General features: G+C 72.7%; 16 protein-coding genes. 5 read left to right on the forward strand and 11 right to left on the reverse strand.

Annotated elements, in window-relative coordinates; genetic code table 11:
• Positions 1-11 precede the first annotated feature (11 nt).
• Complete coding sequence (locus tag Dvina_RS12465; RefSeq protein ID WP_223102597.1) at positions 12-794, forward strand: helix-turn-helix transcriptional regulator; 783 nt, start codon at positions 12-14, stop codon at positions 792-794.
• On the opposite strand, the gene Dvina_RS12470 is transcribed toward Dvina_RS12465, so the two are convergent.
• The gene (locus Dvina_RS12470; protein ID WP_223102598.1) at positions 782-1114 is read right to left on the reverse strand and encodes a PadR family transcriptional regulator; all 333 of its coding nucleotides are present in this window, start codon (positions 1112-1114) and stop codon (positions 782-784) included. The genes Dvina_RS12465 and Dvina_RS12470 overlap by 13 nt on opposite strands.
• A gap of 113 nt (positions 1115-1227) precedes the next feature.
• Entirely contained in the window at positions 1228-2475 is a 1248-nt protein-coding gene (locus Dvina_RS12475) for an ArgE/DapE family deacylase (protein ID WP_223102600.1), read from the reverse strand.
• A gap of 11 nt (positions 2476-2486) precedes the next feature.
• Between Dvina_RS12475 and Dvina_RS12480 the strand changes: the two genes are divergently transcribed.
• Complete coding sequence (locus tag Dvina_RS12480; protein ID WP_223102601.1) at positions 2487-3224, forward strand: endonuclease/exonuclease/phosphatase family protein; 738 nt, start codon at positions 2487-2489, stop codon at positions 3222-3224.
• On the opposite strand, the gene Dvina_RS12485 is transcribed toward Dvina_RS12480, so the two are convergent.
• The 3 genes from Dvina_RS12485 to Dvina_RS12495 are packed head-to-tail and all read right to left on the reverse strand — an operon-like array spanning position 3145 to position 4509.
• On the reverse strand, positions 3145-3564 hold the full coding sequence (locus Dvina_RS12485; RefSeq protein ID WP_223102602.1) for a hypothetical protein: 420 nt from the start codon (positions 3562-3564) through the stop codon (positions 3145-3147). The genes Dvina_RS12480 and Dvina_RS12485 overlap by 80 nt on opposite strands.
• Positions 3565-3575: 11 nt before the next feature.
• Positions 3576-3776 (reverse strand): hypothetical protein, encoded by a 201-nt coding sequence (locus Dvina_RS12490; protein WP_223102603.1) that lies wholly within the window; start codon positions 3774-3776, stop codon positions 3576-3578.
• Between the two features lie 10 nt (positions 3777-3786).
• Positions 3787-4509 (reverse strand): GGDEF domain-containing protein, encoded by a 723-nt coding sequence (locus Dvina_RS12495; protein ID WP_223102604.1) that lies wholly within the window; start codon positions 4507-4509, stop codon positions 3787-3789.
• Between the two features lie 207 nt (positions 4510-4716).
• On the opposite strand from Dvina_RS12495, the gene Dvina_RS12500 reads away from it, so the two are divergent.
• Complete coding sequence (locus tag Dvina_RS12500; RefSeq protein WP_223102605.1) at positions 4717-4956, forward strand: DUF397 domain-containing protein; 240 nt, start codon at positions 4717-4719, stop codon at positions 4954-4956.
• Between the two features lie 241 nt (positions 4957-5197).
• Positions 5198-6028, forward strand: a complete 831-nt coding sequence (locus Dvina_RS12505) for a helix-turn-helix domain-containing protein (protein ID WP_223102606.1) — start codon at positions 5198-5200, stop codon at positions 6026-6028.
• Here the strand turns inward: Dvina_RS12505 and Dvina_RS12510 are convergent.
• The 3 genes from Dvina_RS12510 to Dvina_RS12520 all read right to left on the reverse strand — a co-directional run bounded on the left by Dvina_RS12510 (position 6025) and on the right by Dvina_RS12520 (position 8243).
• A complete protein-coding gene (locus tag Dvina_RS12510) occupies positions 6025-7338 on the reverse strand; it encodes a glycoside hydrolase family 16 protein (protein WP_246656528.1) in 1314 nt (437 codons plus the stop codon). The genes Dvina_RS12505 and Dvina_RS12510 overlap by 4 nt on opposite strands.
• A gap of 139 nt (positions 7339-7477) precedes the next feature.
• Positions 7478-7690, reverse strand: coding sequence for a hypothetical protein (locus tag Dvina_RS12515; protein ID WP_223102608.1), 213 nt, complete (start codon positions 7688-7690; stop codon positions 7478-7480).
• A gap of 115 nt (positions 7691-7805) precedes the next feature.
• Positions 7806-8243, reverse strand: a complete 438-nt coding sequence (locus Dvina_RS12520) for a maleylpyruvate isomerase N-terminal domain-containing protein (RefSeq protein WP_223102609.1) — start codon at positions 8241-8243, stop codon at positions 7806-7808.
• A gap of 107 nt (positions 8244-8350) precedes the next feature.
• Here Dvina_RS12520 and Dvina_RS12525 point away from each other — a divergent pair, with 107 nt between their 5' ends.
• Entirely contained in the window at positions 8351-8806 is a 456-nt protein-coding gene (locus Dvina_RS12525; protein ID WP_223102610.1) for a DUF1203 domain-containing protein, read from the forward strand.
• On the opposite strand, the gene Dvina_RS12530 is transcribed toward Dvina_RS12525, so the two are convergent.
• Genes Dvina_RS12530 through Dvina_RS12540 form a run of 3 tightly spaced genes read right to left on the reverse strand, consistent with a single transcriptional unit; the run spans position 8790 to position 13322 of the window.
• Entirely contained in the window at positions 8790-10376 is a 1587-nt protein-coding gene (locus Dvina_RS12530) for an MFS transporter (RefSeq protein ID WP_223102611.1), read from the reverse strand. The two genes, Dvina_RS12525 and Dvina_RS12530, sit on opposite strands and share 17 nt — an antisense overlap.
• A 25-nt stretch (positions 10377-10401) precedes the next feature.
• Positions 10402-11802: a glycoside hydrolase family 10 protein gene (locus tag Dvina_RS12535; RefSeq protein WP_223102612.1), complete on the reverse strand. Its 1401-nt coding sequence runs from the start codon at positions 11800-11802 to the stop codon at positions 10402-10404.
• Entirely contained in the window at positions 11799-13322 is a 1524-nt protein-coding gene (locus Dvina_RS12540) for a cellulase family glycosylhydrolase (protein ID WP_223102613.1), read from the reverse strand. Before Dvina_RS12540 ends, Dvina_RS12535 begins: the two co-directional genes overlap by 4 nt.
• Between the last annotated feature and the right edge of the window lie 37 nt (positions 13323-13359).

A 13359-nucleotide genomic window follows, 5' to 3' on the forward strand; every position in this document is an offset into this window, starting at 1 on the left:
ACGTTTAGCACATGGCCGCTGAGCTGGTGACGGCGTGGCGCCCGCGGGTGCCGGGGGTCGCCGAGGTCTTCCACGCGCACTTCGTCGACCACGCCTATCCGCTGCACGTCCACGATGCCTGGACGCTGCTCATCGTCGACGACGGCGCGATTCGCTTCGACCTCGACCGGCACCACCGCGGCGCGGCCGGCGCGGCGAGCGTGACGATCCTGCCGCCGAACGTGCCGCATGACGGCCGGGCGGCGACCCGTCACGGGTTCCGCAAGCGGGTGGTGTACCTGGACACGGCGGTCCTGCCCGCGACGCTGGCCGGCGCGGCGGTGGACTCGCCGGGCTTCGACGACGCCCTGCTGCGCCTGCGCATCCACCAGCTGCACGAGGCCCTGGACCGGCCGGGCGACGAGCTGGAGGCGGAGAGCCGCCTCGCCCTGATCCGCTCGCGGCTGCAGCGCCACCTCGACCGGCACTTCCACGAGCCCGCCGCGCCCCGGCACCTGGCCGCGGCCCTGCGCGAGCTGCTCGACGAGCGCAGCGCGACCGGCCTGACCCTGCAGGAGGCCGGGACGCTGCTCGGCAGCCATCCCGGGCACCTGGTTCGCGCGTTCACCGCGTCGTTCGGGCTGCCGCCGCACCGCTACCTGCTGAGCCGGCGCATCGAGCGGGCCCGCCGCCTGCTGCTGGCCGGCTGGCGGGCCGCCGACGTGGCCGCCGAGGTCGGGTTCCACGACCAGGCGCACCTGCACCGGCACTTCAAGCGGTTCGTCGGGGTGACGCCCGGCAACTACGCGGCCTGACCGCCGAGACTCAACCGGCGGTCGGCCGCGGCGGCGTTGCGGCGGAGGCGTTCGGTCTCCGCGCTCAGCAGGTCGCGGCCGATGCCGGTGAGGCGGTAGTAGCGGCGCAGCCGCGACGCGACGACCTCCTCGCGGTCGACCTCGATCAGGCCGTCGGCGCGCAGGCGGTCCAGGATCCCGTAGAGCGTGCCGGCCTGGAGGCGGACCCGGCCCTCCGAGATGCGCCGCACGTCGTCCAGGATGCTGTACCCGTGCTGGGATTCGGCCGCCAGTGCGGTCAGGACCAGGAACGTCGGTTCGCGTAACGGTAAGCCAGTCATGTTCATCACTATATAAAGATCATCGATGTATGCCATCATCCGATCGGTCAGCGGCATAACGGAAAACAGTTAACTGTCTTAACAGCAACGCGTCAATGCCGGCCGACCCTCGATTACATAATGCCCAGATGCACAAGTGTCTCGGCGCACGCGTGCACCTGCTCGAGGGACACCCGCTCGTCGGGGCAGTGGCCGTAGCCCACACCCGGCCCGAACTGCACCGCCGGGACGCCGCGGCCGGTGAGCAGCCGCAGGTCGGAGCCGTAGGGCGCGCCGACGACGGCCGGTGCGGCGCCGCCGGTGGCCGTGTGGGTCCGAACGACCCGCTGCACCAGGTCGGTGCCGTCCGGGCAGCGGCCGGAGGCGAACTGGCCGCCCCACCACTCGACGGTGACCGGGTGCTCCTTCAGCCACGGGTCGGCGGCGCACGCCTGCGCGACGGTGGCCTCGAACTCGGCCCGGGCCTGCTCGACCGGCTCGTCGAGGGCGACGCCGAAGCGGCCCTCGGCGACGAGCAGGTCGGGGACGGTGGAGGCCCAGTCGCCGGAGCGCACGGTGCCGATCTCCAGGGGGTAGGCGATGTCCCAGCGGCGCATCATCGGATCCACTGTGCGGTTGCGTGTCGCTTCGAGTGCCCGCAGCACCGGGAAGATCAGCTGGAACTTCTCGACTGCGCTGACACCCGACGTGCGCGCACAGGCGTGGGCGGCGAGCCCGGGGACGCGCAGCCGGAAGGTGAGCGCGCCGCCGTTCGCGGCGAGCACGTCGAGCGCGGTCGGCTCGGTGATCACGCAGGCGTCGGCCCGCCAGCCGCGCTCGAGGGCGGCGAACGTGCCGAGGCCGCCGTCCTCCTCCCCGACGACCGCGGCCAGCAGGAGATCGCCGCGGGGCCGGGCGCCGGAGCGGTGAATCGCCAGGAATGCCGACAGGGCGGACACGAAGCCGCCCTTCATGTCGCAGGCGCCGCGGCCGTACGCGTGGCCGTCGCGCACGTCGCCGGACCACGGGGAGCCGCTCCACGTGTCGGGGTCGCCCGGGGGTACGACGTCCAGGTGGCCGTTCAGCATCAGCGAGGGGGCGTTTTCGGTGGATCCGGGCAGCCGTGCGACCAGACCCCAGGCCTCGTCCCGCTCGACCTCCATGCCCGGGAAGTCGGGCCGGGCCGCCAGTTCGGCGACGGGGATCGGCCACAGGTCCAGCTCGACGCCCTCCGCGCGGAGCAGATCCGCGACGTGGTGGACGATCTCGCTTTCCGCGGCGGTGCCGCCCACACTGGGAATGCGGATCAGGTCGGTCAGGGTGCGGACGGTCTCGGCGCGCGCATCGCGCAGGGCGTCCAGCGCAGGTTGTACTTGGGTCACGGGGGCACGATATGTCGCTGACGCTGTTGACGTACAACATCAAAAATGGCGGCGGTGACCGGCTCGCCGCGATTGCGCGGGTGATCACCGGGGAGCGGCCCGACGTCGTGGCGCTGCAGGAGCTGCGCGGCACGCCCCAGCTCGGGGCGCTGACCGGGATGCGGCAGTTCGTGGCCGGGTCCTGGCGCGGGCAGCCGGTCGGGCTCCTCGTGGCGCGGCACCTGCGGGTCCTCGCCGCCGGCCGGGTGGCCCGGCCGTTCTTCCACGCCGCCGCCTGGGTGCGGATCGCCTCGCCGATCGGGGCGATCACGGTGATCTCCGCGCACCTGTGCCCCTACTGGGGGCGGCTCCGGCAGGCGGAGGCCGGCTGGCTGGCCTCGTTCCTGCGCAAGGGTGTACTGCTCGGCGACCTCAACACCCTGGACCCCTGGGGCGAGCACGCGGGTGAGCTGGCGACGCTGCCGGAGCAGTACCGGCGAAGGCACCTCAACGGCCGCGAACCGGACATCCGCGCCACGGCGCTGCTGGCCCGGCGCGGCCTCGTCGACGTCTTCCGCCAGTGCGGCACGGGGCCGGCCCCGACCGTGCCGACCACGCAGGGCGGCGGCCACGAGTTCGCGCGCCTGCGGCTTGACTACCTGTGGGCGACCCGCGACGTGGCCGCCCGGTTCACCGACTGCCGGGTCGTGACCGGCGGGGAGGCGGAATCCGGTTCGGACCACTACCCGCTGGTTGGCCGGGCAGCGTAGAGATCTGCGCGGCCGCGGCCTGGGCGGCGGTGCCCGAGGTGCGGGGGTCGATCTGCTGGCGGGGCGGCGGCTGGCGGCGGTTGCCGCCGAGCGGCGGGTTGGCCACCCAGCGGATGACCGGGCCCTGGCCCGGGGCGGGCAGCCAGCCGAGGAAGCGCTGCCAGAGCTGCTCGGAGCTGAACTGGCGCAGGTCCTCGGCCGCGTCCGCGACCCGCAGCGCCATCAGCGTCCGCAGCTCGGCGGGGTTGTCGGCGTATTCGGCCACAAGCTGTTCGCGTTTGGCCGCACAGGGCCAGGGGTCGGCGCATCCGGTGCACCGCCACTGCGGCCGAGCGGGCATGTGTGCCTCCGTCACCCGAGGCTCCCCGGCCTGACCTCCAGGCGGCGCAGGGCATAGACGAGCACCGAGTTGCGGGCCGTCACGTACTGATCGCAGGGCCACGGCTGGCCGCAGTCACGGCACAGCTCGCCGCGCTTGAACTTGGCGGCCAGCCACCCGCGCGGCCGCGGCTGGTGGCGGCGGCGCTGGCGGACCAGGTCTGGGAGCTCCATCGCGAATCCTTCAGGTCGCCTTGGACGGGCGGGAGTCAGACGGGCGGGAAGACCTGCCGATCCGCAGGCCCGCGTGGACCAGGTGCGGCTGCGGCAGGATCGTCAGGTGCTGCGCCGCCGGATGGGGCCGGTTGCGGGCACCTTTCGTGCGGTACATCGCCGCGTCCGCCCGGTGGACGGCGTCGGCGAGGTGTGCGCCGGGCTCGACGGGGACGAGCCCGACGGACACGCTGACGGTGACGACCTGGCCGGCCAGGCGCATCGGGGCCGCGAGGACCTCGGCGAGCCGGTCGGCCTGCTCCTGTGGACTGCCCTGACGGACGGCCAGCAGGCCGGCGAACTCGTCGCCGCCCAGCCGGGCCACCAGGCCCCGCTGTGTGCCCGGGTCGTCGGCGTATGCGGCCAGCCGGCGGGCGGTCGTCACGAGCACCTCGTCGCCGGCCGAGTGGCCGAACACGTCGTTGATCTGCTTGAACCCGTCGACGTCGAGCACGACCGCGACCAGGGGGTGCAGTGCGCGGTCCGCGACCAGGTCGGCGCCGCGCTGATAGAAGGCGCGGCGGTTGGGCAGGCCGGTGAGCGGATCGTGGCTCGCGGCGTGCTGCGCGACCTCGAGCTGCGCGCCCAGCCGGGCGGCGAGCCGCTCCGCGCGCCGCGCACGGAGATAGAGGGGAAGGGTCGCACACACCCCGGCCGCCGCGGCCGAGCCGGCCAGAAAGGCGAGGGGATCCATGGGTGCGTGTCCCTTCAGATCGCAGCTGGGGAAGCCACTCGATCGTTTTGGTGGTCGGTGTCCGGTTGTGATCACAAACTGTGAGCGCCCCCGTACATCGGCACATGCGCTAGCATGCGCTTTATCGGCTGCAGACGCAAGAGCCGATGCACGTGCAGATGCCGGTTGCTTGGTGAACTTTCAACCAAGGTCATCAGAGAGATGTCGATGGAGCAGACGTACAACGGGATGCCGGCCGGGCACCTAACCGGTGTGACCTGGCAGAAGAGCCGCCGCAGCAACCCCAGCGGCAACTGTGTCGAGCTGGCCCGCCTGCCGCACGGGGCCGGCTTCGCCATGCGCAACTCGCGCGACCCCGATGGCCCCGTACTCATCTACACCTACGAGGAGATCGCCGCCTTCGTCGGAGGCGCCATCGACGGCGACTTCGACAACCTGCTGGCCTGATCGTTGCGGCCCGCACCGGCTCGAGAAGCCTGAGTAAACCCTGTCCGAAGATCGAGCAGGCTCGCATCCGCCGCGCTTCGCGAGCCCACTCCCGCTTACTGTCCGGTCATGGCATGCTTACTCCGGCCGCGGGGGTGGTCCGCGGTAAGGCAGACTGTTCGACCATGACGGTCCCGGAGGCAGCACGGTGACGACCGGTCTAACTGAAGGAGGAGCGTCCGGAGGCCCAACGGTCCTCCGGATGCTGCTGGGCGCCCACCTGCGGCGTCTGCGCGAAGCCCAGGGGGTGACCCGCGAGGACGCCGGCTGGGAGATCCGCTCGTCCGAGTCGAAGATCAGCCGGATGGAGCTCGGCCGCGTCGGCTTCAAGGAGCGCGACGTCGCCGACCTGCTGACCCTCTACGGCGTCGACGACGGCGAGGAGCGCTCGCGCCTGCTGGCCCTGGCCCGCGACGCCAACAACCCGGGCTGGTGGCACCGCTTCGGCGACGTGCTGCCCAGCTGGTTCCACTCCTACCTCGGGCTCGAGGCGGCCGCCGCGCTCATCCGGACCTACGAGGTGCAGTTCGTCCCCGGTCTGCTGCAGACCCAGGAGTACGCCCGCTCGGGCGTCCTGCTCGGCCACGGCCGGGCCAAGGAGGACGAGATCGAGCGCCGGGTCGAGCTGCGCATGCAGCGCCAGCAGATCCTGACCCGCAAGGACGCGCCGAAGCTCTGGATGGTCGTCGACGAGGCCGCCCTGCGCCGCCCGATCGGCGGCCCCGACGTCATGCGCGCCCAGCTCGACGCCCTGCTGGAGATCAACAGCACGCTGCCCAACGTCCGTCTCCAGGTCATCCCGTTCAACGCGGGCGGCCACGCGGCGGCTGGCGGTGCCTTCACGATCCTGCGCTTCCCCGACGACGACCTGCCCGACGTGGTCTACATCGAGCAGCTCACGTCCGCGCTGTACCTCGACAAGCGCGACGACGTCGACCTCTACGCCGAGGCCATGGAGCGGCTCTGCGTCGAGGCCCGTCCGCCGACGGACACCGCGAAGATCCTCGAGGAGATCCGCCGGGAGTTCGCCTAGAACGGCACCCCGCCGGCCCAGATCGAGATGGGGCCGACGGTCATCGTGCGCGGGAAGCGTGTCGCCGAGTTGTCGACGCCGCCGGCGACGGCGACGTTGAGCAGCAGGAACTGCGGCCCGCCGAAGGGCCAGGTGCGCCCCGAGGCCAGCGCGTCGGCGGCCCACAGCGACATCGTCGGCCGGCGGTCGACGTAGAAGCGGACCGTCTGCGCGTCGAAGTACACGCCGAACACGTGGCTGCGCGCGTCGAGCGGCAGCCCGACGTCGGTGGTGCCGCCGGCCTCACCCCAGCCGTACTGCCGGTCCGTCCTCGGGCTGCCCGCGACGGCCATGTGCACCGCCGACTGCACGAGCGTCGGCCGGCTGCCGGTGCCCTCGAACGCGTCGAGCTCGCCGCAGGCCGGCCAGCCGACCGTGTCGATGTCCGCGCCGAGCAGCCAGAACGCCGGCCACACCGACGCGCCGACCGGGGCCGTGATCGCCGCCTCGACGTACGAGCCGGCCGCGACAGTGACCTTGCCGTGGGTGGTGAGCCGGGCGCTGGTGAAGCCCTGCGCGGTCCGCACCGCCGTGATCGCCAGGTGGCCGGCGCCGTCGAGCCGTGCGTTGGCCGGGCTGCTGGTGTAGGTCTGGCGCTCCCCGTTGCCCCAGCCGCCGCCACCGAGGTCGTAGCCCCAGACCTTCGGGTCGATCGCCGGGCCGGAGAAGCCGAGGACCCGGGACGGGCCGGTCCGCACGCGGGCGGGCGCCGGCGCGCTGACGCTCTGCACCGATGCGCCGGTCACCTGCACGTCGAACGGGCCGGCGGTGGGCAGCGACAGGTACAGCGCGGTGTCCGCGGCACCGGCCGCGGTCGCCACGAACGTGCGCGTGACCAGGTGCCAGCGGGAGTCGGCCGGTGCGGCGTACTCCGCGGTCTCGGTGGGGCGGTGGCGGTACTCCCCGCTGGCCAGCAGCAGCCCGAAGGTGCGCCCCGGCCCGGCGGTGTCGCGCAGCCAGACGCTCATCCGGTAGGTCTGGCCCACCGTGAACGCGGCAGGGGTGCGCAGGGCCACCAGCGCGTACGCCCACGCCCCGGATGCGCCGCCGCGGCTGAGCCGGACCCCGGTGGCCGCCGCGGGCCCGCCCGTGAGGCCGGTGACCCGCTGTACCGCCACGGGCCCGGCCGCCGCGGCCGCCGACCAGCCGGTGAGGTCCTGGGCCGCGGTGGCGTTGCGAACGAGCTCGGCCGCCACGGGCGTCGCCACGGCGGCGGGGCCGGCCGCCGCGAAGGGCCCGAGCGCCGCGAGCGCGGCCAGGATGCGCATCATCACGCCGGGCTCATCGGCGCGCCGCCGGTGAACCGCAGTGCCTTACCCGGGGTGCCACCGCACGGCAACCCTGACGCGTCGATCAAGCCGCGGGGTGGACCGCAGTACCCATCGACGGACTTCGTGCCGCTGCGGGCCTCTAGGACGGCAGGAAAGCGGACGCGGCGAACGACAGTAGGACGGCCGCGGCGACGAACATGACGATCAGCAGCAGCGGGCGCATCGGGCCCGGGCCGCGGCGCCGGGGCGCGCGCAGGCCGCGGCGCAGGCGCTGCACCCGGGTCGCGCGCACGGCCCGGCGCTCGGCGGCCTTGGCCCACTCGGCGTCCAGGCCGGCAAAGGGGTCACTCACAGTGAGCCAGTATGCCCTCCGCCGGCCCGCCGCGGTGCCCCGTGTCGGTGCCCTCTCGGCGCCCCGTCTCGATACCCGGCCCGGTGTCAGGCCCGGTGTCAGGCCGGGTGGCCGGTCAGATCGCGGCCTCGATGCGGTCGATCGCGGTGTTGCGGGGGATGTACCGGTTCAGGAGATTGTGCTGACCGGCCGCGAAGATTCCGGCCACCACCGGGGTCTCGGCCTTGCGGATCTCCAGGTCGGTCTCCTCGGCCGCGGCGATCGCCAGCTGGGCCGCGACCGGGCCGGGCAGGGCGCGCCAGGTCGGCAGCAGGGTGACGTTGATGGCGTCGTCGTACCAGTCCGGCACGGTCGGGGGCGGGATGTGGCCGGAGCGCCAGCGGCGCACCAGGGTCTGGGCCCAGCGGTCCCAGAAGGCGAGCTCGGCCAGGACGGTGGCGACGTCCCAGCCGGGCGTCACGGGTTTGCGAAGGCCGTCTTCGCTGAGGGCGTCGATGAGGGAGGTCAGCCGTTGCCGCGCGGCGGCGTTCTCGTCCAGGGGTACTCGTTCCACCCACTCAACGGTAAGGGCGATACCCGGCCCCCGCATGATCCACTCACCCCGAAAGCCATGACCGATTCCCGCCAGCATCGCGGCCCGCGCTGCGCCACGCTCGAAGCATGTTCACCGTTCACGCGATCGACGCCGAAGCCCTCGACTCCGTTCGCCGCAGCCGCAAGGACGTCTCCGGGAACGCGCCCGAGCCGTGGGTCGCCGAGGGCGGGGAGCCGCTGCGCTGCTGTCTGCGCGACGCCCGGCCGGGCGAGCACATGCTGCTGTTCGGATACGAGCCGGCACTGCCGGCGGGCACCCCCTACCGTGAGATCGGCGCGGTCTTCGCGCACACCGAGCCGTGCGCCGGGCCCGCCGGCCCCGGCTACCCGGCGGACTGGCGGACCCGGCCCCAGGTGCTGCGCGCCTACGACGCCCGCGGCTGGATCCACCCGTCGACCCGGGTCCACGACGGCACCGACCCGGTGGGCGCGCTCGAGGCCGTCCTGGCCCACCCCGAGGTGGTCCGGGTCGACAGCCGCAACGTCGCCTACGGCTGCTACATGTTCACGGTGACCCGCTGACGCTCGGCGCGCCGCTGAACAGGTGGGTCACCTCGGGCTCGCCGTCGGCGAACGCGCGGGCCCGGCGCTCGTCGTCGTAGTCGGCGGCGGTGAGGCGCTCGTCGTGCTGGCGGCGGTGCTCCTCCCACGACGAGACGGTGTAGATCTCGACCATCGTCCCCGGCTCCTCGCCCGCGCGGAACACGCCCCACTGCAGGGCGCCGGTGCGCAGCCGGGCGTCGCGGACCCGCTGCATGGCGCCGACGAACGCCGGGTGGCGCTCCGGCGGCACGCGGTAGCGCAGCAGCACCACGACCGGGCCCTCGGCCTCCTCGGGCTCGATGAGCAGGTGCGGCTCGGGCCAGTGGACAGGCGTGCCCCGATCGAGGGGCCCCGTGTCCAGGTACGGCCACCAGCGTCCGCTGATCAGGGCGAGCAGGAGCAGTACCCCCGACAGCAGCATCGGGATTGTGATGCCGAACCGGTCGGCCGCCACGCCCCAGGCCGCGGCCGCGACGGCCTGGGAGCCGGAGAACACGAACTGGTAGGCGGACAGGCCCCGGGCCCGGACCCAGCCGGGCAGGAACAGCTGGACGGCCGCGTTGGAGTTGCTCAGGACCACGATCCAGGCCGCGCCGGCGGGGACGAGGACGGCGCCGCACAGGACCGGCGAGCGGGTGAGCGCCAGGACGGCGAGCACGGCGGCGTAGACGGCGGCGCAGAGCGCGTAGGCCCGGTTCGGGCTCAGGCGGCCGCGCAGCCACGGCAGGAGGAACGCGCCGGCGATCGAGCCCGCGCCGACGGCGGCCAGCAGCAGCCCGTAGCCGGTCGGGCCGAGGCCGAGGCGGTGTGCGGCGACGACGGGCAGCAGCGCCCACAGCGCGACCGCGGGCGTGATGAAGAGCGCTATCCGCAGGAGGATGCGGCGCAGCTCGGGGGAGAAGCGGACGTAGCGCTCGCCCGCCCGCACGGCCGCGAGGAACGCCTCCGGGCGCGTCTCGGCGGGGGCGCGGCCGCGCAGGGTGGTCATCACGACGGCGAACGCGGCGAACGACAGCGCGTTGAGCGCGAACACGGCGGCCGGGCCGAGCCGGGCCACGAGCAGGCCGGCTACGGCGGGTCCGACGGCGCGGGCCAGGTTGACGCTGAGCGAGCCGAGCGCCGACGCCGAGGGGAGGTCCGGCCGCGGCACCAGCTCGGGGATCATCGCCTGATACGGCGCGACGGTGAGTGCGGCTCCGCACCCCAGCCCGAAGGTCAGTGCGAGGAGCTCGGCCGGGCCGAGCCGGTCGAGCAGCGCCAGGACGGCTATCGTCGCGGCCAGCGCGGCCTGCGCGCTCTGGACGGCGATGAGCAGGCGGCGGCGGTCGAGGACGTCAGCGAGGGCGCCCCCGGGCAGCGCCAGGAACAGCACGGGCAGCGTCGTCGCCGTCTGGATGAGCGCCGTGGTCGTGGCCGCGTGCGGGTGCTGCAGCAGGATCCACTGGGCGCCGACCGTCTCCATCCAGGTGCCGACCTGGCTGGCGAGGGCGGCGATCCACAGGGCCCGGAACGCCGTGTGCCGCAACGGCGTCCAGGCCCTGCTGATCATCCGCTCATGGTAGTCGCCGGCCCGGTTACGAGCAGGTGACGGTGGGTGCCGCGTTGGTGGCGTTCCACGACGCGAGGAACCCGAAGGTGGCCGGCGGCGCGGTGTTCCAGGACGCCGGCGTCACCGTCACGCTCGCCCCGGACTGGGTGAGCGTGCCGCCCCAGAGCTGGCTGATGGTCTGGCCGTTGGCGAATGTCCACTTCACCGTCCAGCCGGGCCTGGTCCCGGCCACGCTCACCTCGCCCTGGAAGCCGCCCGGCCAGCTACCCGTGATCTTGTAGGTGGCCGTGCAGGCGCCCGCGGGCGGCGGGCTCGTGCTCGTGCTCGTGCTCGGGCTGGCGCTCGCGCTGCGGCTGGCCGACGCCGACGCGCTCGGCGACTGCGGCGTGCCCCCGAGCGCGGTCACGATCGTGCCGTACAGCGACGTCTTCTTCTGGAGGTTCTCGTCCCACGGCAGCGCCGCCCCCTCGCCGGAGAAGACGCCGGGAATCCACGAGTACTTGTCGGTGTAGTCCCAGATCGTGATGCCCACGCAGCGGGTCACCGCCAGGCACGCCTTGACCACGTTGCTGTAGTACGTGGCCTGGGTGGCGTCCTTCGTCGCGTCCCGCGGCAGGACCATGCGCACGTCCAGCTCGGTGATGGCGACGTCGACGCCGAGGTCGGCGAAGCGCTGGAGGTTGGCCTGCATGTTCGTCGGGAAGCCGTACTGGATCGCCAGGTGGCCCTGGAAGCCCACGCCGTCGATCGGCACGCCCTGCGACTTGAGCGTCTTCACCAGGTTGTACATCGCGTCGGCCTTCGCGCCCTGGCCGTCGGTGTTGTAGTCGTTGATGTACAGCTTCGCGTCCGGGTCGGCCGCGCGGGCCGTGCGGAACGCGTCAGCGATGTAGTCGATGCCCATCGCGGTGTAGAACGGCGAGGTGCTGCGATAGGTGCCGTCGTCGTTGAACGGCTCGTTGACGACGTCCCAGGCGAACACCTTGCCCTTGAAGTGCGTGGCGACGTTGGTGATGTGGTTCTCCATGGCCGCCTGCACCTGGGCCGCGGGCAACTGCGCGACCCAGCCGGGCAGCTGGTTGTGCCACAGCAGCGTGTGCCCGCGCACCTTCATGCCGTGCGCCTGGGCGAACGCGATGACGGCGTCGCCCTTGGTGTAGCTGAACGAGTTCTGGGACGGCTCGGTGCTGTCCCACTTCATCGCGTTGCCCGGGGTCGTCTGGCCGAACTCGCCGCCGCCGAGGACGGCGGTGTAGGCGGTGTCGGTCAGCTCCGGGTTGTCGGTGGCGGAGCCGAAGTACCGGCCGCCGGCCGCGGCGAGGGACTGCAGCGTCTGCTCCGCCGCCTCGGCCCGGCTGTTGACGAGCGTGAACGTGCCCACGGCGGCCAGCAGTGCGGCCGCGCCGGCGATGCGTGTCCTTCTCATGAGGAGACCCCCGCCAGGTGGTCCTTGATGCCCTGGCCGAAGCTCGTCGCGGTGCCGTTGTAGTTGCTGATCAGCGACGGGCCGGTCGAGCAGTCCCAGGTGTTCCAGGTCCAGCCGAGGTAGCCGATGCCCTTGGTGTCGGCCCAGTTCATGACCGTGTCGACGAACCCGTGGGCGCAGTCGTTCTCACCGATCTCGGTGAGCGACAGCGGGACCTGCGCCGCCACGGGGGCGAGCTGGCTGTCGAAGCAGGAGGTGCTGGAGCAGGTGTTGAAGTTGTAGATGTGCGCGAACGCCGCGAGGTTGTTCTGCGGGTCGGTCGGCTTGTACTGCAGCCACTGCGTGAGGTCGTTCGAGTACGCGAGGCCGCCGATCATGATGACGTTCGTGGCCCCCGTCGCCCGCACGGCGTTGACGAGCGACTGGAAGCCGGCCACCTGGTAGCCGATGCCGCTGCAGGTGCCGCCGTCGCGCCAGCAGGCCCAGCCGGTCGTCGCGCTGCCGGTGGCGCGCTCGGGGTACGGCTCGTTGAACAGGTCGAAGACGACCGCGTCGTTGCCCTTGAAGGCGTTGGCGACGCCGGTCCAGAACGTGGGGGCGTACTGCGCGTCGGGCATCGGCTTCTGGCAGGTCGCCTTGACGTCGCTGCAGCCGGCCGACGGGCCCGTGTACTGCCCGTAGTTCCAGTGCATCTCCACGATCGGCGTGATGCCGTTGCTGACGAGCAGGTTGACGTAGGCCTTCACCGCGCTCTGATAGTTGGCGCCGCCGTAGGCCGCCGGCACGTCGCTCGTGCCGACCCAGCACTCCTCGTTCAGCGGCACGCGCACGGTCCGGATCTTCCAGGTGCGCATGGCGGTGATCGACGCCTGGTCCATCGGCCCGTCCCAGATGCCGTTGCCCTGGATGCAGGCGAACTCGCCGCCGGAGCGGTTGACGCCCAGGAGCCGGTAGGTGGCCCCGGTGCCGGTGACGAGCTTGTTGCCACTCACCTTGAGCTTCGGGGCGGAGCCGGCCGGCGGCGGGGACGTCGACGCGGACGGCGACGGCGAGGTGCTGCGGGAGGGCGACGGCGAGGCCGAGGTCCGCGAAGCCGACGGTGAGGCCGTCGTGGTCGACCCGGTGCAGGTGACACCGTTCAGCGTGAACGCGGCCGGCTTGGGGTTGGAGCCGGTCCACGAGCCGTTGAACCCGATGCTCGTGCTGGCGTTGGTGGCGAGCGCGCCGTTGTACGACAGGCTGGCGGCCGTCACATTCGCGCCGGACTGCGTGAACGTCGCCGACCAGCCCTGGTCGACGTGCTGCCCGGCCGCGAACGTCCAGCCGAGGTTCCACGACGACACGGCGTCGCCGAGGTTCTTGACGGTGATGGCGGCGGTGAAGCCACCGGGCCAGTCGCTTGTCGTGTACGTGACCTGACAGCCCGCGGCGGCCTGTGCCGAGGTCGGCAGCAGGACCGCCCCGGCCGACGCGAGCAGCAGGCCGCCGGCCACCGCGAGGGTGGTTGTGCGGTACCGCATGGGGCTCCTTAGGGAGGCGTTTTCGCTTCCTCGATGG

It is taken from the genome of Dactylosporangium vinaceum (assembly GCF_019904175.1).
GTDB lineage: Bacteria > Actinomycetota > Actinomycetes > Mycobacteriales > Micromonosporaceae > Dactylosporangium > Dactylosporangium vinaceum.